The 22,236-nt window shown below is 25.0% G+C and carries 29 protein-coding genes and 1 tRNA gene; 4 read left to right on the forward strand and 26 right to left on the reverse strand.

All coding sequences use genetic code 4. The features are described from left to right. Positions 1-258 precede the first annotated feature (258 nt). The 9 genes from AAHN02_RS06390 to AAHN02_RS00140 all read right to left on the reverse strand — a co-directional run bounded on the left by AAHN02_RS06390 (position 259) and on the right by AAHN02_RS00140 (position 8,132). Entirely contained in the window at positions 259-414 is a 156-nt protein-coding gene (locus tag AAHN02_RS06390; RefSeq protein ID WP_425289500.1) for a YgjP-like metallopeptidase domain-containing protein, read from the reverse strand. 31 nt (positions 415-445) lie between these two features. Further along, a complete protein-coding gene (locus AAHN02_RS00105; protein WP_342277750.1) occupies positions 446-940 on the reverse strand; it encodes a YgjP-like metallopeptidase domain-containing protein in 495 nt (164 codons plus the stop codon). A gap of 18 nt (positions 941-958) precedes the next feature. Next, the gene (locus tag AAHN02_RS00110) at positions 959-1,894 is read right to left on the reverse strand and encodes a hypothetical protein (protein WP_342277751.1); all 936 of its coding nucleotides are present in this window, start codon (positions 1,892-1,894) and stop codon (positions 959-961) included. Between the two features lie 13 nt (positions 1,895-1,907). Further along, positions 1,908-2,417 carry a dUTP diphosphatase gene (locus tag AAHN02_RS00115; RefSeq protein WP_338967532.1) on the reverse strand — a complete coding sequence of 170 codons (510 nt, stop codon included), beginning with the start codon at positions 2,415-2,417 and terminating at the stop codon, positions 1,908-1,910. A 108-nt stretch (positions 2,418-2,525) separates the two neighbouring features. After that, entirely contained in the window at positions 2,526-2,891 is a 366-nt protein-coding gene (rplT, locus tag AAHN02_RS00120; RefSeq protein ID WP_342277752.1) for a 50S ribosomal protein L20, read from the reverse strand. Between the two features lie 15 nt (positions 2,892-2,906). Beyond that, complete coding sequence (gene rpmI / locus AAHN02_RS00125; protein WP_342277753.1) at positions 2,907-3,101, reverse strand: 50S ribosomal protein L35; 195 nt, start codon at positions 3,099-3,101, stop codon at positions 2,907-2,909. Beyond that, positions 3,058-3,651 carry a translation initiation factor IF-3 gene (infC, locus tag AAHN02_RS00130; RefSeq protein ID WP_342277754.1) on the reverse strand — a complete coding sequence of 198 codons (594 nt, stop codon included), beginning with the start codon at positions 3,649-3,651 and terminating at the stop codon, positions 3,058-3,060. The genes rpmI and infC overlap by 44 nt, the downstream gene beginning before the upstream one ends. Positions 3,652-4,036: 385 nt before the next feature. Then, positions 4,037-4,363, reverse strand: coding sequence for a hypothetical protein (locus AAHN02_RS00135; protein WP_342277755.1), 327 nt, complete (start codon positions 4,361-4,363; stop codon positions 4,037-4,039). After that, positions 4,356-8,132 (reverse strand): hypothetical protein, encoded by a 3,777-nt coding sequence (locus AAHN02_RS00140; RefSeq protein ID WP_342277756.1) that lies wholly within the window; start codon positions 8,130-8,132, stop codon positions 4,356-4,358. Before AAHN02_RS00140 ends, AAHN02_RS00135 begins: the two co-directional genes overlap by 8 nt. A gap of 68 nt (positions 8,133-8,200) precedes the next feature. Between AAHN02_RS00140 and AAHN02_RS00145 the strand changes: the two genes are divergently transcribed. Continuing rightward, positions 8,201-9,145, forward strand: coding sequence for an IS30 family transposase (locus AAHN02_RS00145; protein WP_342277757.1), 945 nt, complete (start codon positions 8,201-8,203; stop codon positions 9,143-9,145). A gap of 184 nt (positions 9,146-9,329) precedes the next feature. Here AAHN02_RS00145 and AAHN02_RS00150 read toward each other — a convergent pair whose 3' ends face one another. The 5 genes from AAHN02_RS00150 to AAHN02_RS00170 form a co-directional block, all read right to left on the reverse strand. Further along, entirely contained in the window at positions 9,330-9,632 is a 303-nt protein-coding gene (locus AAHN02_RS00150) for an HU family DNA-binding protein (RefSeq protein ID WP_215825698.1), read from the reverse strand. 80 nt (positions 9,633-9,712) lie between these two features. Further along, entirely contained in the window at positions 9,713-10,012 is a 300-nt protein-coding gene (gene trxA, locus AAHN02_RS00155) for a thioredoxin (protein WP_342277758.1), read from the reverse strand. Between the two features lie 55 nt (positions 10,013-10,067). Further along, positions 10,068-10,880 (reverse strand): Cof-type HAD-IIB family hydrolase, encoded by an 813-nt coding sequence (locus AAHN02_RS00160; protein ID WP_342277759.1) that lies wholly within the window; start codon positions 10,878-10,880, stop codon positions 10,068-10,070. An 81-nt stretch (positions 10,881-10,961) separates the two neighbouring features. Beyond that, positions 10,962-11,906 carry an IS30 family transposase gene (locus tag AAHN02_RS00165; RefSeq protein ID WP_342277760.1) on the reverse strand — a complete coding sequence of 315 codons (945 nt, stop codon included), beginning with the start codon at positions 11,904-11,906 and terminating at the stop codon, positions 10,962-10,964. 152 nt (positions 11,907-12,058) lie between these two features. Further along, a tRNA-Leu gene (locus tag AAHN02_RS00170) sits at positions 12,059-12,143 on the reverse strand. A gap of 632 nt (positions 12,144-12,775) precedes the next feature. Between AAHN02_RS00170 and AAHN02_RS00175 the strand changes: the two genes are divergently transcribed. The 3 genes from AAHN02_RS00175 (at position 12,776) to AAHN02_RS00185 (ending at position 14,664) form a co-directional block, all read left to right on the forward strand. Next, positions 12,776-13,036: a hypothetical protein gene (locus AAHN02_RS00175; protein ID WP_342277761.1), complete on the forward strand. Its 261-nt coding sequence runs from the start codon at positions 12,776-12,778 to the stop codon at positions 13,034-13,036. Between the two features lie 506 nt (positions 13,037-13,542). Then, entirely contained in the window at positions 13,543-14,052 is a 510-nt protein-coding gene (locus AAHN02_RS00180; protein WP_342277762.1) for a hypothetical protein, read from the forward strand. 69 nt (positions 14,053-14,121) lie between these two features. After that, positions 14,122-14,664 carry a hypothetical protein gene (locus AAHN02_RS00185; RefSeq protein WP_342277763.1) on the forward strand — a complete coding sequence of 181 codons (543 nt, stop codon included), beginning with the start codon at positions 14,122-14,124 and terminating at the stop codon, positions 14,662-14,664. A 138-nt stretch (positions 14,665-14,802) separates the two neighbouring features. On the opposite strand, the gene AAHN02_RS00190 is transcribed toward AAHN02_RS00185, so the two are convergent. The 12 genes from AAHN02_RS00190 to AAHN02_RS00245 all read right to left on the reverse strand — a co-directional run bounded on the left by AAHN02_RS00190 (position 14,803) and on the right by AAHN02_RS00245 (position 22,038). Beyond that, positions 14,803-15,891 (reverse strand): integrase core domain-containing protein, encoded by a 1,089-nt coding sequence (locus AAHN02_RS00190; RefSeq protein ID WP_342277764.1) that lies wholly within the window; start codon positions 15,889-15,891, stop codon positions 14,803-14,805. A gap of 62 nt (positions 15,892-15,953) precedes the next feature. Further along, complete coding sequence (locus AAHN02_RS00195; RefSeq protein WP_342277765.1) at positions 15,954-16,394, reverse strand: hypothetical protein; 441 nt, start codon at positions 16,392-16,394, stop codon at positions 15,954-15,956. A gap of 203 nt (positions 16,395-16,597) precedes the next feature. Further along, complete coding sequence (locus tag AAHN02_RS00200; protein WP_342277766.1) at positions 16,598-18,424, reverse strand: hypothetical protein; 1,827 nt, start codon at positions 18,422-18,424, stop codon at positions 16,598-16,600. Further along, on the reverse strand, positions 18,417-18,698 hold the full coding sequence (locus AAHN02_RS00205; protein WP_342277587.1) for a hypothetical protein: 282 nt from the start codon (positions 18,696-18,698) through the stop codon (positions 18,417-18,419). Before AAHN02_RS00205 ends, AAHN02_RS00200 begins: the two co-directional genes overlap by 8 nt. Before the next feature lie 105 nt (positions 18,699-18,803). Beyond that, positions 18,804-19,049 carry a hypothetical protein gene (locus AAHN02_RS00210; protein ID WP_338967003.1) on the reverse strand — a complete coding sequence of 82 codons (246 nt, stop codon included), beginning with the start codon at positions 19,047-19,049 and terminating at the stop codon, positions 18,804-18,806. 9 nt (positions 19,050-19,058) lie between these two features. Next, positions 19,059-19,385, reverse strand: a complete 327-nt coding sequence (locus AAHN02_RS00215; RefSeq protein WP_338967752.1) for a hypothetical protein — start codon at positions 19,383-19,385, stop codon at positions 19,059-19,061. A gap of 13 nt (positions 19,386-19,398) precedes the next feature. Continuing rightward, positions 19,399-20,388, reverse strand: a complete 990-nt coding sequence (locus AAHN02_RS00220) for a hypothetical protein (RefSeq protein WP_342277767.1) — start codon at positions 20,386-20,388, stop codon at positions 19,399-19,401. Between the two features lie 31 nt (positions 20,389-20,419). Beyond that, positions 20,420-20,656: a hypothetical protein gene (locus AAHN02_RS00225; RefSeq protein ID WP_338967750.1), complete on the reverse strand. Its 237-nt coding sequence runs from the start codon at positions 20,654-20,656 to the stop codon at positions 20,420-20,422. A 15-nt stretch (positions 20,657-20,671) separates the two neighbouring features. Next, positions 20,672-20,902 (reverse strand): hypothetical protein, encoded by a 231-nt coding sequence (locus AAHN02_RS00230; RefSeq protein ID WP_338967749.1) that lies wholly within the window; start codon positions 20,900-20,902, stop codon positions 20,672-20,674. Between the two features lie 164 nt (positions 20,903-21,066). After that, complete coding sequence (locus AAHN02_RS00235) at positions 21,067-21,279, reverse strand: hypothetical protein (protein ID WP_215825617.1); 213 nt, start codon at positions 21,277-21,279, stop codon at positions 21,067-21,069. 30 nt (positions 21,280-21,309) lie between these two features. Further along, positions 21,310-21,504 (reverse strand): hypothetical protein, encoded by a 195-nt coding sequence (locus AAHN02_RS00240; protein WP_342277768.1) that lies wholly within the window; start codon positions 21,502-21,504, stop codon positions 21,310-21,312. 201 nt (positions 21,505-21,705) lie between these two features. Further along, complete coding sequence (locus AAHN02_RS00245; RefSeq protein WP_342223612.1) at positions 21,706-22,038, reverse strand: hypothetical protein; 333 nt, start codon at positions 22,036-22,038, stop codon at positions 21,706-21,708. Positions 22,039-22,236: the final 198 nt, after the last annotated feature.

Genomic DNA, 22,236 nt, shown 5'->3' on the forward strand with positions numbered 1-22,236 from the left:
AAAGGTAATAAATTTTTAGTTGCTTTTCTTTCAAAATTATTCAAATCTTTACCCACCTAACAAAACTTTATGCGCTCAAATGATTCACTTCTTATGTAATATATAAATTATTAATTTTAAATTAAATACCGATGTTGCTAACTTCAAAAATATTTTATCATATTTAAAAAATATATATTCAATATTTATTAATAAAATTTAAATTGTTTTAAGCACTAATATCAAATTACTTTTGTTAATTTTACAATCAGAACAATTTTACAAAAAAACTTGTTTTAAAATCTGCTGACAAACTTTAAAATTAGGACAAAATTGCACCACTAATTTTCAAAATGCTTGACTATGATTAGGTTCTCATAAATGTACTAACTCGTGAATAATAACATAGTCAATAACCTCAAAATTAAAATGCATAATTTTGGAATTTAGAACAATTTTTTGCTTGTTAAAATGACAAACACCTCATTTTACTACGCATCACTCTAAACTTAAGTTGTTGATAGCTTAAATTCATTGTTTTAGCAAGTAATGCCACTCGGGAACTCAAATATAATTCAGCTTGCTTACTAAGAAATTTATTAAAATTTTTCACAAGTTGCTTTTCATCATTGCCTTTTAAATTAACAACAACAGTTGTTGCGACAAAAATAACTTTATTGTTATTAGCAAAATAATTAATTTGCACCTCATATTTCTTATCTAAGAAATAAACAAAATATGGTTTTTGATGCAAATTAATTAAAATCTTTGAGGATTTATTAATAATTTTCTGTAATTTTTTTCAATTACTAATAAGAAAATCCTCAATATATTGTTCTTTCATTCCTAAGGGGGCATTGACAATAATATCCGATGAATAATATCTTACTGATAATCTTTTACCTTGTTGCAAATAATAATCCAACGCTACATTTTCATAAACTAATTGCTTTTTAAGCATCTAATAACCATCCTCATACTACTTTTTAAATATTGTTTTAATGTTTAAAAACATTATTCCCAAAGCTTTAAAATCCCACGGTTGTTTTACTCTTTTTAAAGGAACAAATTTATTTCCTTTTTTAGAAAAATAAGGTTGCACCTTCGTTAAAATTAAATAACCTAAAGATGTAAAAAATATTCCAAAAGTAAATATAAAAATATAACCTAATGGTCACAAACGACCAGTCCGATCAAAAATATTAGCAGTAGTAACAAGATTATTACCACTACCTCATAATGGATAACCATCACGACCAATAAATAATAAATTAGTTATTTCATTTTCATTTTTCGCAATAACTAATGAAAACGCATTAAAACTTAAAGCCATTAAACTAAATATAATTAAACTAATAAAACTTCATAATAAATAATCACGATGATATTGCACAATACCATACATATATAAAAATCAATAAGTAAAAATGATAATAACATGTAAAACATAATATAACCAGTAAGAAAAATGTTGCGGTCCATACAATTTATCAGCTGGAATTAGTAAACTTGCAAAAACCATAATTACTACTCAAGGTGCAGTAATACTAAATAATTTATCATTAGCCTTAATTAATAAAATGCCACTAATAATTTGTGTTATTGAACTTAAATGAAATGGGAAAATTCAAGGTCAACCTCGTAAATTTTTTCCTGATTCTTTAAAATAATATAAATATAAAAAATGTAAAAAATAATAAAGAAAATATAAGAAAATTTGAAAAATACCAAGAATTATTAAAAATAATTTATTTTGTGCTAACTTAACATATCCTGTTTTAAAAATAAACAAACAAGCCAAAGCAATTAATGATAAAATAACTGGCAATCAATATTGTCAAGTAACACCAATTTTAGTAATAACTTCACCAGAACTTCCTGCTGGATTAAAAAAATCATATAATGATAAAAACATCTTTACTTCTCCCTTAATAGTTATTACTTATTCGTTGATGATTAATCTCATTTTTATTTAAATAGGCTTGAAAAATATCTTGAAAACTAAACTGCAAAATATTAGCAATTGTAAAAAAATGATTTAAAATATTAGCATAATCATTAGTAATATTTTTTCAAAAAGCAATCGTATGATTAAAAGTTTCTAATATTAACAATGTTAAATCTTGTTCTTGCTTTAATTCATAAGAATATGCTTCTAAATCAATATTAAAACTTAATCCAATACTAATAAGAAAATGCAGACAATCAATAAATTCATCTAAAACTAATTCTTTTGACTTATATGTCATACGATTTGATCAATATTTAAAGCATCGTAATTCATTACTAAATTCCGATAATTCTACTAATAAAGCTAAAAATCGTTTATCAATTGTTTTTTCAACTAATAATTTTTTTTCTTCTAAAATTCTTGCATCTAACTTTTTTTGCAAACTAATAATTTGTTTTCATAATTGTAAATCCAAAATATGTTTCACCCATCCCTAAACTTATATTGTTTTATTTATTATAATTATATTTTTTCAAGTTGCAAATAAAAAAATAAAAAAACCTAGTAATAACTTATAAATTATTACTAGATAAAATTAATCTTTTTTTTCTAATGCTGATTTAGACAAATCAACTAATTTTTTAAATTCAACTGGTTGATGAATTGCCATTTCCGATAACATTTTTCGATTAATATCAACATTTGCTTTATGTAAACCATTAATAAATTGTGAATAAGACATATCATATTCTCTAGCAGCACCATTAATTCGTGTAATTCATAAACTTCGAAACTCGCATTTACGCTTTTTACGATCACGATAAGCATATGCTAAAGACTTTATTACTTGTTCTTTAGCAGTTCTAAATAATGTATGTTTTGAACCAAAATAACCTTTAGCTTGTTTTAAAACCTTTTTACGGCGTTTTCTAGTAGTAACGCCTCCTTTAACTCTTGCCATTATTATATTTCCTTTCTAACTAAGTAGTAAATTTTTTAATCTTCGGTAATCAGTTTTATGTACTGCTCCTTCTTTGCTTAAATGTCGTTTTTGTTTAGTTGACTTATTTTGCGCTAAATGAGAAGTAAAAGCATGCTTTCGCTTTCATTTACCAGTTCCAGTAATTTTAATTCGTTTCTGTAATGTTTTTTTTGTTTTCATTTTTGGCATTTTCTTGCTCCTTTTCTTTAATTAAATCTTTATCTTTTCTAGCAATTAAATACATATCATAAAACTGACCAGTTAACTTTGGTGTTTTTTCAATTTCACAATACTCTTTTACTAAATCATAAAACCGCATTAATGTTTCATAACCAAACTCTTTACGATGTGATTCCCTACCTCGAAACTTTAAAGATATTTTAACCCGATCACCATTTTTTAAAAATTCTATTACCTTCTTAGCTTTGAATTGCAAATCATGCTCACCAATATTAGGTGTTAAACGCATTTCTTTGTTTTGAATAATTCGTTGCTTTTTTTTATTATCTTTATCTTTTTTTTGCTCTTCATACTTATATCTGCCATAATCTAAAATTTTCGACACTGGCGGATTAGCATTAGGTGCAACAACAAACAAATCTAGTCCTTGCTCTTTAGCAGTCCTTAAAGCATCATTTCGTGACATCACACCTAATTGATTGCCATCTTGATCAATAACTAAAACTTCACGAAAAGGAATATTTTGGTTAATAAAATCAGTATTTGGCTTATGTTTCATAAAATAGAAAACCTCCTATAACAACATAGAAAAAGTGTGTACTAATACACACTCACCATTAAAATATTTAGATTTTAAATCTAAAATTATTATTAGCTGTTTACCCATAACGATAATATGTTGCTATCAGGTGAGTGTAACACTACTTTCTTTTATTTATGTTCCTATAAATAATAACATAAATAAATAAAAATGCAAAAAAATATTAAACTTATAAAAAAATAAAAAGAAAGTAGAAAATCAAAAACTATTGTGGAAACCGTTTTAAATTTTCTATTTACAAAAGTTATTATAACATAAATAATAACGGTACCCATTAAATTAAGTAACTGTTATTAAAATTCTTAGCTAATATTTTTCAACTCCTAGTTTGCCGTTTTGCACTTTAACCAAGAATACATAAGGTAGGATCAACAACAACAGCATATTTTACAACAACAATTTTTTCATAACCGCCAATTGTAACTTTAACACGAACCTTAGCGTATTTTTTAGTACCTAAAAACCCACCTACTAAATCTAAAGTTTTTTTCAAGACATTAGGAACATCTAATGATTCAATCGTAACATCATTTAAGTTAGTAAATCCTCTTTCTTCTAATTGCCTAATTATTTGTTTAACTAATACATCTTTAGGTCTTATACATAGCAGTCCTAAATCTACTTCCATATTATTAATTTCTTTTGCTAAATCATTTAAACGCTTAATCATTAGGGTCAACTTTAATATTAATTAATTGTCCTCTAACTTGATATTTTTCACCATTAATAGTAACTTCGTAATCAACAGTATCTTTATTAACAGTTAATTTTTTATTGGCATCAGTTTTTGGATATAATAATTTAATCCCAATACCATATTCTTTAATTAAATCTTTTAATAATTTCTTAACTAACACAATAGTTTTTTCCTTACTATCACCACTAGTTAATGATGAACCGTCCATTTGCTTTAATTTATCTTGAACTTGTTTTAAAATATCCTCATTAGATATTTTAACACCACCCAAATCAATAATAACTCCTTCTGACTCCTTACCAGAAACAATTTTAAAGGAAATCTTATTATCTTTAGCATCTAATTTTTGATTTAAGTCCATATCAGTAACAATTTTTACATTCTTATCAGTTTCATTAGCAATTTGTTTTAATCTATTAATAACATCACCAATCGTTTCATTAGTAGTTGCATCAATAATTAACATATCTTTATCTTTTTCAATTTGTTCTTTAATTTTTTTAATAATATCTTTATCACTAACAGTAATTTTTGTAATTGTAATTACTGTTGGTTTCGCATCATTATCAGTTTTAATAAGCACTTTAATTTCATTATCATCTTTAGTTAATTTCTTATCTTTTTCATTTTTATCTAATAATTCAACAGTTGTTCCCGGGGCAATCTTATCTAATTGTTCCTGAACAATTTTTAATGCTTCTTCATAAGTTTGATCAGTCGTAAATCCAGAACCATCAATTTTTTCTTCTTTAAATTTATCAATGGCTTTATCAATCAAATCAACTGGTGATAATTTTACTTTTTCAACTGTTACTTCAATCTCTTTTTCAACACCATCTAAAATAATAGTAATCTTAAATGAGTTCTCATTTTCTTTTAATTTACTAGTAGCAACATTAATATTAGTAATTTTAGCAATCGCTTTAGGATTGTTTTCTCTAATTTTTGCTAATATTAAACTTAAACTATCATTAACTTTATTAGCAGTAGTTAACGATGACCCATCAATTTTTTTATCTTTAAAAGCATTAATAATTTCATTAATTTTATCTTCCGTAGATTTAATAACGCCAGTTACTTTAACTGTCACTTCTTTTTCTTCATTATTAATTTTTATCTTAAATGTTAAAGAATTATCATCAGGTTTTAATTTTGAAATCGGATCACCTATAAATTCTACTTGGGCATTTTTATCAAATTGACTAATTTGATCTTTTATTTGATTAGCAATTTTTTCAATGGTATCATTAGTTGTCAATTTCGAACCATCAATTTCTTTATTATCAAACGCATTAATAATTTTATCTAAGCGATCACTATCAGTTAATTTAACATTTTTAACAATAAAATTAGTTTCTGCACTCTTATCACCCGATTTAATAACAACACGAATATCATTAGTTTCTTTTAACTTACTATTAGGGTTAATATTATCTGGTAATAAAAATATTACACCACTATCAGGATATTTTTCCTTAATTAAATCTAAAGCATTTTTAACAGTATCTGCAGTAGTCAATGATGACCCATCAATCGTATTAGTAGTTATCTTACTAATAAATTCTTTTACTTTATCAGCATCAGATATAACAACACCAGTAACTGCTACAATAATTTTTTGAACTTTTTTACCTGACTTAATGGTTACAACAATTTTATTTTCATCAATAACTAAATTATTATCTAAAATATTATTATCACTAATAGTTATAGTAACATTTTGATCATATTTCTCAATTTCTTGTTTAATTAAACTTAAAGTATCCTTAACTTTATTATCAGTAGTTAATGATGACCCATCAATTTTCTTATCTTCCATAATAAGTTTTATTTTTTCTAAACGATCAACATCAGATAATTCAATATTAATAATTTTAACTGGAATATCAACTGTTAAATCACCAACATTAACTTTAATCCGAATAATACTATAATCATCAGTTAGTTTTTCCTTAGCATCTTCAATATCATCCAATGAAATTGTTGCAACTGGATATTGTTTCTGAATTTCAGTAATAATTTTTGGCAATGCATCACTAATATGATTTGATGTTGTTAATCCAATACCATCAAATTCCTTTTCTAAAAGTCATTGCTCTAAATTGTTAATAACTTCTTCATTTGATAACTTAACATTAATAATTTTAAAACTAATTTCTTTTGTTTCATTACCAATTTGAAGAATATATTTAATAATATTCTCATTAATATCTAAAGAACCATTTTCTACTAATTTAATAATAATATCTTTATCTTCTGCTTTTATTTCATCACTAATAAGGGGTAAAGTTTCAGTAAATGTATTATCACTAGTTAATGATGACCTATCAATTTCTTTATTATTAAATTTATTAAAAATATTTTCTAAGCGATCAGCGGATGACAATTTAACATTATCTACTTTAATAGCAACTTCTCTAGTTACTTCTCCTAATTTTACTAATAAAACCAATCTATTTTCAGGACTAACTATTTTATTGGCAATAATATTTGGATCTTTAAGAACAACTGATATTTTATCATCAAGTAAAGCAATTTCTAATTTAATAAATTCTAATAAATCTTTATTAGTTTTGCTAGTATCAAATGAAGAACCATCAAATTTCTTATCTTTAATCTTAGTAACTAAATTTTCAACACAATCCTTATTAGATAAATTAACAGCAACTACTTTAAAAGAAATTTCTTCTGTTTTACCTTCTAATTCAACTTTAACTTTAATAAGATTTTCATTACTATTAAGTTTAACTTTACCATTATCCACTAAAGTAATCGTTGCTTGTTTAACAATTCTTTCAATTTCTGGTTTAATTAACTTATCAAAAGCATCGTGAACCGTATTGTCAGTAGTTAAAATATTACCATCAATAACTTTATTTTGTAATTCAATTTTTAATGCTTTTAAACGATCACTCGCTGATAATTTAACATTATTAATACTAATCCCTATTGTTTCTTTAATTTTATTTAGTTGAAGAATAACATTAAATAAATTATTATTTTCTATTAATTTTGTAGTACCATTTTCTGGTTTTGCTAATGAAACTTTAATATCTTTATCAATTGCTTTTATTTTTGTTGTTACTAATGTTAATGCTTTTGCCATGTTATTATCAGTATTTAATGATGACCCATCAATTGGATTATTAAGAACTTCTTTAATAATTTTTTGAATCCGATCTTCATCTGATAAAGCAACATTATTAACTTTAACTTCAATAGTTTCATATTGATCACCAATCGTAACAATAACCTTAATTAAATTTTCATTACCAACTAATTTCGTATTTAAAGATTCTTTTACTAATGTTACAGTAGCATCAATATCCAAAGTTTTAACTTTATTAGCTATTAATTGTAAAGCATCATTATAAGTTTGATTTGAATTTAATGAAGCACCATCAATAATTGTTTCTTTTAACTGCGTACTAACAATACTTAAACGGTCGTGATGCGATAATTTAATATTATTAATTGTAACTTCTTTATTGCGTTTAACATCATTTGACTTAATAGTTATATTAATTTTAGAATTCACAGTTAATTTTTTACTACCATCAACTGATAAATTAGTTAATGTTATTTCAACAAAATTATCAAAGTTTGATAATTTATCAATAAGAAAATCTAAGGCATCACTATGTGTTTGTCCCGTATTTAAGGCACTGCCATCAATCGGATTTTCTAAATGTTTTTCAAAATGCTGAATTATACTTGTAAGTGCAAGTAAATAAAATTGCAAAAGATTTCATATAAAAATTTCATGATGCTAAGTTTATTTTAGAAAAAGTAAATTTAAGGAGTTTTTATATGGGATACAAACATCTTGGCATAGATGAAAGAATTTATATTGAGAATCAATTGAAATTTAAAGTAAAAATTAGTGAAATAGCTAAAAATCTTAATCGAAGTATTAGTACTATTAATCGAGAAGTTAATAGAAATAAAGATAATAATCATTATTTTTCATTAATTGCACAAAATAAAGCAGAAAATAGAAAACAATTACATGTTTATTTTCATAAATTTAAAAATAGAGAATTAGTAAAATATGTACAACAAAAATTATTATTAGGTTGATCGCCTGAACAAATTTATGGCAGAATTAAAAATTTTCATCAAGAATGAATTATTAGTTTTAAAACAATTTACAATTGAATTTATTCTGGATTACTTGAAAAGGTTACTAGTAAAAATTTAAGAAGAAAAGGTAAGAAACGAAAATCTCAAGAAAATCGGGGTAAATTTAATGGTAAATCCATTAAAGAACGAAATGTTAATAATCGCATAACTCTTGGCCATTGAGAAGGTGATACTGTAGTATCATCACGAGGTAAAAGTAAATCATGTTTAATAACTTTAGTTGAAAGAACATCAAGATTTACTTTAGCAATATTAGTTGAAAATAGAACTACTAAAGTTATTAACAAAAATATTAGTCATTATTTATCAATTCTTCCAAATAATCTTGTTAAGACTATAACATTTGATAGGGGTAAAGAATTTGCTAATTGACAACAACTTGAAAAAAATTTAAATGTGAAAATTTATTTTGCTGATGCATATTCACCTTGACAAAGAGGTACTAATGAAAATACTAATGGTTTAATTAGAGAAAAATTTCCTAAAAAATTTAATTTTTCAAACACTAATAAAAATGTAGTTCATAAATTTATATTGTCTTTAAACCAAAGACCAAGAAAAATACTAAATTATCTTTCGCCAATCGAATATTTGGTTAGAAAAATAATTTAGTTGCACTTAACTTTACAATTTGGCAAAAACTAAGCACATTTTTAATAAACTAATATTACTATTTTCTAGCATAATTACAATAAAAATAGTAAAATATTTTAATTTTTTATTATTTACTAAACGATAAAGTTAAATAAAAAAATTACAGTAATTACTGTAATTTTTCAAATATTTTTAATAATTATTAACTATTTGTATTAACTTTTTCTTTTAAAGTTGTTGAAGGACTAAAACTGACAACAGTTCTCGCAGGAATAGCGATTTTTTCTCCTGTTTGCGGATTTCTTCCTTCCCGAGCTTTTCTTTCTTTAGTTTTAAAAATACCAAAACCTGAAATAGGTGTTCTCTCAGCACTCTGAATTTCTTCGGTTAAAATATTAATAATACTATCAAAAATATCGTTAGCTTTGCTTTTTGTAATCCCATATTTTTTATACTCTTCGACGATAAAATCAGCTACTTTGTCTTTAATTGATGGTTTTTTCATTTTTAAACTTCCCTTCTTATGAAATTATAGTTTAAGAATAATATAAAAAATTAAATTTGGCAAGAAAAAAATTACTAATTTTAACTTAAAGCCGTTTTTAATTCTTCTTTGGACTTATAACCATTTAAAGTTCTTTTTAATTGACCATCATCAAAAATTAATAATGTCGGAATTGAACTGATATTAAATCTTTGTGCCAATTCTTGTGATTCATCAATATCAACTTTAACAAAAAAAACTTCTTTCATTTCATCAGATAATTGTTCAAAAATTGGTGCTAACATTTTACAAGGTCCACATCAATCCGCATAAAAATCAATAATAACTTTACCAGTTTTAATAGCTTCATCAAACTTACTTATATCTGTTTTAATAACCATTTTAAATTCTCCTTTCATTCTTTATTATTTTAACATAATTAAAATAATAATATTTTTACTTCAAAATGTGTTTACGAATCATATTACCAACACCATTTTCATTATTACTTTGACAAATATAATTAGATAATTCTTTAATAATCTCAACTGAATTATCCATTGCTACTGGATGACCCACTGCTTGCATTAATCATTGATCATTATATGAATCACCAAACGCCATTGCTTCACTAGTACTAATTCCTAATAAATCACAAATATATGTAACCCCATAACCTTTACTCATTTTTGGCAATGTTATTTCATATATTCCTGGATGATATTCTTTAATATCTAAATGCGAAAATTTTTCATTAAATTCATTAATTAATTCCTGAGAAGCAACTTGACTAGTAATAGTTTTAGCAATAATAATAATCCGAGCAATATCACTATTTAAATCATCAATGTCATTCAATACTGTATATTTTGCTTGCATAACATCAGCTCAATAATTAGAATTTTCTCCAAGGCGATTAACAAAAGAACCATCTTCAGTATACAATTGACATTTAAAACCTTTATTATCAACTCAACGATAAACCGCTTTAGCAACATCATAATTAATATTTCCATTAAAAATTAATTTTTTATCTTTAAATGAATAAATATGAACACCATTATTAGCAACAACAAAACTTTTAAATTTATGAGCATTAATTTGTTTAGCAATACTAATAGCATTAGTAGTAATTCTTCCTGTATTAATAACAACAATAACACCTTGCTTTTGAGCTGTAATACACATTTCCTTATTAAATTCAGTTAGACAATGATTATCATTAAACAAAGTCCCATCAATATCAATAAAAATTATTTTTATTTTCATTAAACCCACCTTTTTCATTTTTTAAATATCTATTTATTAAAATAATACTAATTAATTGCCAAATTGTAAAGTTAAGTGCAACTAAATTATTTTTCTAACCAAATATTCGATTGGCGAAAGATAATTTAGTATTTTTCTTGGTCTTTGGTTTAAAGACAATATAAATTTATGAACTGCATTTTTAGTAGTGTTTGAAAAATTAAATTTTTTAGGAAATTTTTCTCTAATTAAACCATTAGTATTTTCATTAGTACCTCTTTGTCAAGGTGAATATGCATCAGCAAAATAAATTTTCACATTTAAATTTTTTTCAAGTTGTTGTCAATTAGCAAATTCTTTACCCCTATCAAATGTTATAGTCTTAACAAGATTATTTGGAAGAATTGATAAATAATGACTAATATTTTTGTTAATAACTTTAGTAGTTCTATTTTCAACTAATATTGCTAAAGTAAATCTTGATGTTCTTTCAACTAAAGTTATTAAACATGATTTACTTTTACCTTGTGATGATACTACAGTATCACCTTCTCAATGGCCAAGAGTTATGCGATGATTAATATTTCGTTCTTTAATGGATTTACCATTAAATTTACCCCGATTTTCTTGAGATTTTCGTTTCTTACCTTTTCTTCTTAAATTTTTACTAGTAACCTTTTCAAGTAATCCAGAATAAATTCAATTGTAAATTGTTTTAAAACTAATAATTCATTCTTGATGAAAATTTTTAATTCTGCCATAAATTTGTTCAGGCGATCAACCTAATAATAATTTTTGTTGTACATATTTTACTAATTCTCTATTTTTAAATTTATGAAAATAAACATGTAATTGTTTTCTATTTTCTGCTTTATTTTGTGCAATTAATGAAAAATAATGATTATTATCTTTATTTCTATTAACTTCTCGATTAATAGTACTAATACTTCGATTAAGATTTTTAGCTATTTCACTAATTTTTACTTTAAATTTCAATTGATTCTCAATATAAATTCTTTCATTTATGCCAAGATGTTTGTATCCCATATAAAAATTCCTTAAATTTACTTTTTCTAAAATAAACTTAGCATCATGAAATTTTTATATGAAATCTTTTGCAATTTTATTTACTTGCACTTACAAGTATAATTCAGCAATTAAAAAAATAATGCACTATTAAGTGCACATTTTATAGTAAATGGTGCGGGTTAAGGGACTTGAACCCCCACGTCGTAAAACGCCAGATCCTAAGTCTGGTGCGTCTGCCAATTCCGCCAAACCCGCATTACAAATTACTTTAACATTATAACACAAAATCACCACAATTATCAATAGACTAACAACTATATTTGTAATATACCACAGACTTATGACAAGCACAAGCAGTTTTTTAAAAAAGGTCGCGTTTAGTTTTCTTAGGTATTTTTAAAAAAAGAAAAAATAATCATTTACTATAAACTATTTCGATATTCAAATTAAGTATATATTTCTTATGTATGATTTTTGTTGTAAAAAATTATTTTAATGTTGTTTTTATAAGCATTTTACTTAGTTTTTATAACCTTTTATTAAGAATATGTTTGTTAATATTAAATATTTTGTTTTATTACTTATTTTTCAAGTAAAAAGGTAATAAATTTTTAGTTGCTTTTCTTTCAAAATTATTTAAACATTTTCCTACCTAACAAAACTTTATGCGTCCTTAAAAAATACCTAAGAAAACTAAACGCGACCCCTTAAAATACCTAAGAAAACTAAACGCGACCAATTATAAAATAATGCAGAAAATTTTTAAAAATAGTTTATAATTAGATTCCAAGGTAAAAAGAATATAGATTAAAATTTGGAGAAGGGTTGTTAATTATTTGGTAAATTTTATTAATTAGTAAAAATTCACGAAAAGGAAATCAATTAATATGAAAAAAATAATAGGAATTTTAGGAACAATATCAATTGCAGGAAGCGGAATGGCAGGAATTGTTGGTAATATGCCCGCTCCAGGAAAAATTAAAGAAAATAATAATTTACAAAAATTAATTCGTGTTAAAAGAGCAAATGATAACAAATTAGAAAGAATAAAAACAGCATCTTTTCCTAACTTACTAAAAATAAAAATTTGTAATATACCACAGACTTATGACAAGCACAAGCAGTTTTTTAAAAAAGGTCGCGTTTAGTTTTCTTAGGTATTTTTAAAAAAAGAAAAAATAATCATTTACTATAAACTATTTCGATATTCAAATTAAGTATATATTTCTTATGTATGATTTTTGTTGTAAAAAATTATTTTAATGTTGTTTTTATAAGCATTTTACTTAGTTTTTATAACCTTTTATTAAGAATATGTTTGTTAATATTAAATATTTTGTTTTATTACTTATTTTTCAAGTAAAAAGGTAATAAATTTTTAGTTGCTTTTCTTTCAAAATTATTTAAACATTTTCCTACCTAACAAAACTTTATGCGTCCTTAAAAAATACCTAAGAAAACTAAACGCGACCCCTTAAAATACCTAAGAAAACTAAACGCGACCAATTATAAAATAATGCAGAAAATTTTTAAAAATAGTTTATAATTAGATTCCAAGGTAAAAAGAATATAGATTAAAATTTGGAGAAGGGTTGTTAATTATTTGGTAAATTTTATTAATTAGTAAAAATTCACGAAAAGGAAATCAATTAATATGAAAAAAATAATAGGAATTTTAGGAACAATATCAATTGCAGGAAGCGGAATGGCAGGAATTGTTGGTAATATGCCCGCTCCAGGAAAAATTAAAGAAAATAATAATTTACAAAAATTAATTCGTGTTAAAAGAGCAAATGATAACAAATTAGAAAGAATAAAAACAGCATCTTTTCCTAACTTACTAAAAATAAAAATTAGTCATACTACTTGGGTAAATATTCAATTTTTAAATAAAAATCAAAGTGTAAGTGAATTTAGAAATTCAATAATTTCTATACTAAATGGTTTTGAAAAAAGTGTTTCTTCCGGAACTAATTATATTGTTGATTCAGATATGAATATTATGTTTAATACTATCATCAATCATTTTGATAGAATCAATGATGTTTTTAACGCTAAAGATGATGACAGTCGCGGATTATTAATAATCACTGATAGGGATGGTTACTGAGCTTATCCATGAAGTTCTAACTGGGGAGGAGATTATGGAGCTTTTGTTAATTAAAAAAGTTGTTAATTATAAACAAAATTTATTAAATTAGTTAGTAAAAATCTAAGAAAAAGGTTAATTTAAATGAAAAAATTACTAGGAATTTTAGCAACAATAACAATAACAGGAAGTGGAATGGCGGGACTTGTCGGAAACGCCCCAAATCCAGAAAAAACAAAACAAATATTAGAAAATAATAGTGAAATAGTTTTAATGCGTGTTAAAAGACAAGTAAATCAAATAGATTTTGAAAATTGAAAAACAAATTTTAATGTTTGGAAAACAGATGTTGAAAATTCAAGAGCAAGACTATCTAGATCTGAAATTTCTTCTAATAATACTGATATCAATATTTGACAAACCAAACGAATAAATGAATTAAATGCCCAAGTAGAAATATTAAATGAAATTATAAAATCTTTAAACACCGAAATTAAAGTTGAAAGTAGTTTTATGACTAATTTAAAAATGGGTGCCGATGCATGTGCCAAGGTTACCAGCATAACAGCTCCAGTTACGAATTTAATTTCAACTGTTGGTAGTAGGTTAAGTGATAGTATAATTCTTGGAATTGCTGCCGATCTTCAATGAATTTTAAATTCCATCTGCAATATAGTTGCAGCTTAAAATAATATAGAAACAACAATAAATCTATGTGATAATATTATCAGTAAGAAATATCAAGCTAAATACCTTGATATTTCTTTTTTATTGTTAAAAATAGTGATGTTGTTTAGTAACAATTAGTTTAACACCAAAAATAATTTATAAATTATTTTTTATAAATTTTTGTAACGTTTGAAATGGGGTTTTAGTGTTTAAAGATGAATGAGGGCGTTCAAAATTATAAAAGTAATAATATTTGTTTAAATAATGTTGAAGTTCGTTTTGATTTAATTTTTTATCCTTAGAATAAAATAATTTGGTATAATGTTGATGGAATCGTTCAATCTTTCCGTTGCTCTGAGGAGAACGGATTGGTGTGGTTTCGTGAACAATTCCGTTTCTTGAAAGAAAGGTTGTAAAAGGCCTTTCTTTTACTTTGTATGATTTTTTATTACTTCAGTTAGTGGTAGTAAATTCCGGAGCATTATCAGTACGAAGGCGTTTAATTGTTATGCCAAGCTCACTAAAATCTTTTATTGCTCTTTGCGCGGCGTTAATGGCATTATTGGTTCCTAAACTATCATAAATATAACCAAATACTATGCGTGTCATTTCGTCAATGAAATCATAAATATAATATTTTTTATCAACCGGAAAATTTGATGTAGTAATGATTTTGGCATCCATTTGTAAAAGACCAATCTCGGAAACTTCATAACGCTTAAAATGGCGTTTTGTTTGTTTAATTTGTTGTTTTAATTCTTTTCAACGAGGGTCAGATTTAATTCAACGATAAAAAGTTTTAATATTTTTAGGAATTTCTGAATTTTTAACATCATGGAAACCAATTTTTAAATTGTTAAATAAAGACCATATTCCACCGGCTTTGATATTTTTGTAATCAAAATATAAATCACATACTTTTTTACGAGAATTTAAACTATATTGATAATTAAGATTTTGTGGTTTTGTAGTTTTAAACAATAACAAATCTAAATTGTCAGAATAATAAGCGGTCATAATTTTTTCTGCCCAACGATAAAAGGTTTTCGTTGCATTCTTAAAATATTTTTTAACAAGTTTTGTTAAAGTAGTTTCTTCAATATAAAAATAAGTACATAAATTTAAATAGGCAGTAATGCGTTTTTTAGTTTTATAGTAATAAGGATTACGACAATTAGCACTTAATCAACTTTGGATTTTTGCTTTTAAATCTGCTAAATCAGCTTGGGAAATAATATATTTCATTTTTAAACTCCTTAAATTAAGAAAATCGCATTACAAAAAATACGATTTTCAATAATATTTATTTAATTACTAATTTTTTTATTAGGCATTTTGGCAGAGAAAAAGATTAAGGAATAAGGACTTAAATTTCTTAATTTAATCACAATATCAACTACTTTTGGAATAGTATAAATTTTTTTACTACCAATAGATTGAAAGGTTCCATATTTTTGAAAAAAATCTTTTATAGGTAGAAAAGCTTGACTATCCATAAAAAAAGGTAAACGATTAGGATAATTTTTATTTTGATTTTTAACATCGTTAGGTAATTCAATATCAAATTTAGATAAATCAAAATAAACACCAGAATCAAGAACAAGAGTAATGTTTAATAAACTAGAAAATTTCAACTCACAACTGTTATTGCAAATATTATCTTTTTTTGATTTAGAAACATCTGCTTTATTACATCCAGAAATAAACATTATACATATTAAATTTAAAGCTGATAAAAATTTTCGCATAAAGAAAAACCCTCCCTTCAAAGGAATTATATTATACTTGGTACATAAACTTTAATTTTATCTACTATTTTGATAATATTATTTTCTTACTGAGGTACAAATGTTAGATAAATACAAAAATGAAAATGAGTTTTATAGTTTGGTGGGCATAAAAATGTTATAGTTATGTGTACCAAATCTATTATAAAAAATATTGAAAATATTTAAGAGAACTTTTTTAATATCATTAATAAGATTGCTAATGGCACTACAAATTCAAATAACATCTGAAATGCTGGAATAGCTTCAAATACCGGAAAGGCAGTTTCGGTAAAGTTAATCGTTGTTTTAGCAATATCGGCAATGGGGCGAATTAAAAGATTGATTCCAGAGAGACCAAGCAATCAATTTAACACACTAACAGAAGCGTGCTGAATACCACAAGATATTGCACTAAATAAACCTCAATAAGAACAGTTGGGCGTCGGAATTAAATCATTCATGTTTCCACTTATTCCGCCACCAATAAAAGCTGTTGAATTCAAAATGTTAAAATCGTATAAAGAATAATGATATTCAGTGCTTTCATTTTTCTTTTTATACAGCGGGAAGGTCAGTGTAAAAATATTAATCCCATACATTACATCAACTTTGGCATTATAAAAATGCAGTGTATTACTAGTAGCATTTCATAATTGGTTATCATATGCTTTTAACACATTAAAATCTATTTGGTAAGAACTTTTACCAGCATTAAAACCATTGGCGGTTTGTTTATCTTTAACAAAAAAATAGGAACGAAAAATCATATTCTTACTATTTTCGATTGTGGAACCAAAGTTAATTAAATACTGTTTGGGATAAAAGGTAATTAAGGAACGATAGAAAAAGCCCATTTGTAAAACATTTTTAGGAATTTGTTTCATCCCTTTGTAATCTAATTCTACATAAGTAGAATCATCCATGTCAAAACTGGCATAAAAAAATTGTACAAAAAAGTCACCTAAAACTTTATAAATTTTATTAAATAAACCATTAATAAAATCAATAGTTAAATTTTTTTGATAATAAAGCATAAAATCTTTAAAATCTGATTTTAATTTGTCATCATAGCGTAAAAAATCGAAAGTATTACCATAATAATTAATTTGTCCAAAAAAGGTATTAATAAAATCTTTAGTTCAACCATCTAATCATCTAAATTTAATCAATTGTTCATCATTTAAATAAAAAGTAACCATTCCTAAAACAATTTCAATTCTAAACATATCATTAAAACTAGAAAATTCTAAGATATCAAAAAAATATAATGAGTTTTCAGGTTCAAAACTACGAATTAAAGTAAATTTACTATTTTGTTTAAAACCATTTAATGCAATTGACATTTCACTCATATATTTAAAATTATCATCAAAGAAATTAAAAATGGGAACTCAATATAAATAACTATAATTAAATTTATCAAAATCTCGGCGTTGTATCATTAAATAATCAAGTTTATCTTGAAACTGATTATACTGATATTCGCCATCATTTTTAGTAATTTCGGTTGGTAATAGTTGTTCGTTATCTTTTTCAGGCAAAGGAATTTCCGCCGAGAAAAAGATTAAGGAATAAGGACTTAAATTTCTTAATTTAATCACAATATCAACTACTTTTGGAATAGTATAAATTTTTTTACTACCAATAGATTGAAAGGTTCCATATTTTTGAAAAAAATCTTTTATAGGCAGAAAAGCTTGACTATCCATAAAAAAAGGTAAACGATTAGGATAATTTTTATTTTGATTTTTAACATCGTTAGGTAATTCAATATCAAATTTAGATAAATCAAAATAAACACCAGAATCAAGAACAAGAGTAATGTTTAATAAACTAGAAAATTGTAATTCACAACTATTGCCACATTGACTGGAGTTTGAAGCTCGTTTTTCTCGTTTCATAAAGAATTGTTCCATATTAGGTTTTAGTGATTGTTTTGTATCAAAGAACGCCCCTAGCGGTACCAAACCAATAAACATTATAATAAATCAAGAAATAATCTTATCCATCTCATCACGCCTTAAAACTCTTTTTTATTGCTTTAACAGCATCAGAAAATTTATAATGTTGATGTTGCGGACATTCACAATTAGCAACTTGCATTTGATGCTTTCTAAAAACTTTATTAAAGTAATAACCCCTAATAAATAACTTAATAGCAGTTATTAACAAATAAACGATTAATAATCAAAAATACACTTTAAGAAATACATTTTGAAAATCAAACAATATAAAATCTTTAAAAAACTCATCTGTGTTAGTTCTAATTCTTGTTAAAAACACTCAAATTATAACGATAAAGCTATGAAGTATAATAAAAAAATGTATAAAACCTAAAACACTTTTAAATCATTTAATACCTAATATTTTCTTTAACTTTTTCATTTTTTAACTCCTTAAAATTAAATATATTGTTGATAAAATGCAAATCGTTCCTAAAATTTGGAAAATCGGATGTTGAGAAAATAACCTAATCATTGGTTTAAACAAATCTAAAATTTTAATATTATTTGATAGAACTTTATTAAAATATTCTAAACCCTCACGCACATAGGCTCATAAACCTAAAAAGTCGTTTAAAGCAAAAATAGAAAAAACAGCAACAAGAATAAATAATATTATTAATTTAAACATTTTCTAAACCTACCTTTTTATTCGCCGTCCGTGCTGGTTAACTCATGGTCTATTTTTAGGGCTATTACCACTAAACTTCTTAATTGAACCACTAGATGATTTTTTCTTAGCTCCTCAATTAGCAACTGATTTTTGATATTTTTTACGAAAACCAACTTTTGGTCGTTCAATATGAATACCTAAAATGCCACCAATTACAAGATTTATCACAAGCATAATTAGCGGAAAAATAATAATGCGAATATCTGTTCCAGGAATGGTTAAAGTTCAAATTAAATCAAAAACTTTATAAAACATATCACCAATCAAACTAGCCATTTTTTCTAAGTTTTCCATTTTTTAAACTCCTTTACTTATTTTTCTTCTTCAGATTATTTTTTAACTTAGTAAGTATCTTACTAAATTTTTCCATTTTTAAATATTCTAACGCTTCAATATCCATCACATTATCATTTCAAAATTTATGCTGATAATTATCATTCAAAGCACGATTACTTAATTCACGCAAGAATGATAAATATTTATTATCATAAAGGTTTAAAATTGACATCGGAATTTTCAATTTAAAGAAATAAATGTCTAATTCCGGAATGCTACGATACTTGATTTTGCGACCTTTTTTATCATTTTTAGCATTAATTAGCGTTAATCGTCATTGCTCGTATTCGCTTACCGATTTAAAAGTGCCGTAAATAACTTGTAAATAAGGACGAGAGATACTAACTGGTTTTTTTCTAATGCCAACAATTATTGAATTCGCAATATCACGAACTTTAACTCATATATGTTCGGCTCGTTGTCCGCTTGCTAATACAATATGGGTAAATTGTCGAGCCGAAGCGAAATATTCTTGTAAACCTTGAGTTACTCTATCATTTTCTTTATAGTCAGTTCCTTCTAAAAATAAGTTGGTTTCATCTCATAACAGTAAATGCTTTTCTTCTAATATCGGATAATTATAATCTAATAAAGACATATGCCCTAATGAAAGCATTTGTTTATCCGTAATCGGAAAAGTAGAAATCGTTTTTCAACCACTTAATAAGTAAGAAGCTAAAACCATTAAAGCAGTTTTGCCAGTTCCTAAGGCACCAATTACTAAATTTAAAGGTGAATTTAATAAGAAATTAATAAAACTACGACGAGCAAAGAAATGAGAAATTTTAGTATATAGAATATACAAAGCAATTAATAAATAAATAATATCAAATAATATTCGTCAACTTTGAGGATTATAATAATGCAAAATCGCACCATAAAATCACGCAATAATAAAGAAAGTGCGATTTAAAGCGACAAAATCATATAATCTTAAATTTATTTTTTTAAACAATAGCATCACTTAAATCACACTTTCTTTATTTTTATTACTATCTGCCGGGCATTAATTTTTCAAACATTTTGAAAGCAATTAAAAATAAACCAATAATCACCCCAAGCAAGAAAACTCAATATGTAGCAAAGAAATTAACAACATTTGGCATATTACCACCAATAATATCAGTTCAAATATTACCGAACGCTGTAATTAATGCTTTTCATAAGTTAGTAACCGCTTGTTCACCAGTAATTTTTGCTGGTGCATCGGCCAAGAAAGTTCCAATCATATAATCACCCCCTTTCTAAACAAAATATGATTTAACCTTATAAAATAAAATAACCATAAATAAGATAATGAATACTAATACCATTCAAAAGGCAATATTGGCTATTAAAAGTCAAAGTAGTTCTTTGGTTAAATCAATTTCTTTACCAGAAACTCACGCCGGAATAACTTTAATTTGAATAAATAAATCTCAAAAATATGATTTTATCATTTCTCAATCTAAATCTTTTCAAGCAACTAAAAACATAATAATTACCGCTTAAAAGGTCAAAAGAGTAGAAAAATAATGGCTGAAAACAACATTACAATTATTAAAATTGAAAACAAAAATACAACTTGGGGTGGTAAATCGGCAGTTGGATAAATTAATTCAATTAACTCAATAATTATTTTTTTAAACATTTTCTAAACCTACTTTTTAATTTCTTTTTCATCTTGTTCTAATAAATTTCGCTTAAACTTTGCAATGAATATTCGCTGTGAATAAGTAAAATCTTTGGGTAGCTGTTTTGCTTCACTACCATATTTCTTTTTATCTTTAAAAAACCGATAAATATTAACAGCAATATAATATGCTAGTAATAATGTTAAAATCGTAAAAAACACTAATCCAAATATACTCATCTTTCTTTTCTCCTTAATTTTCTAATTAATTTATTTTTTTAAACAATTATGTTCAACAAAATCAAAACAAAGTCAATTATCACCAACTAAATCAGTTCTAACAGAATCAACTGCAGATTTAGACGCTCAAATTTTTTTTTCTAATCCGGTTTTTTTATTAATAGAATATATAAACTCTTGACAATAATCTTTGCCAGGCTCATCCACACTAACTCACATTTTCATTTCTAAAACTCCAAAATTAATTTTTTTACTACATTAAATCAAAAAATGCAATAACTTAGTTAAATAAATCAAACTAACATTGATAATTAACGGGCGGAGCATACGCTTTCCGCACCGTTTAAACACCTTAAAAACCAACCTAAATTTTTTTAAACTATATTTTTTTCTTTACCTCTATTCTTAAAATGCCTTAAAACACCTTTAAAATGAATTTTTAAAATAATTAAAACTTACATCCTTTTTAGCAATCTCTTTCTCCGCAACAAAAAAACCTAACAACTCATGACCTAAAATCAAACTAGATTCTTGACCTTTCTTATTATTAACTAAAACCAACTGATACTCACCATCTTTAATTATTCCGATACAAATAGAATTCTCATATTTTCCTTTATAAACAAATCGTTTTGAAAACCAAATACCAGTAGATTCATACAATCAGGGAATTGCTGGTGCTTTAATAAGTACTGCATTTTGCGTTTCTTTCAAAAGATATTTTTCAGTATTTAAAAAAATATTTTCAATATTTCTCATATACATACCACCCTTACAATATTTAGTTATATTAACTTAGTTATATTTAACTTAGTCTTTTAACTTAGTTCAATATATTTCTCTTTAAACTCTTTCTTTAAACTAAATTAACATAACTTGTTAGTAAACTTCGTTTACTAAAAAACTTAGTTTATCAACAACAAGGCACAAAAAAATACAAGGCATAACTAAAAATAA

It is taken from the genome of Spiroplasma endosymbiont of Nephrotoma flavescens (genome assembly GCF_964030835.1).
Taxonomy (GTDB): domain Bacteria; phylum Bacillota_I; class Bacilli_A; order Mycoplasmatales; family Nriv7; genus Nriv7.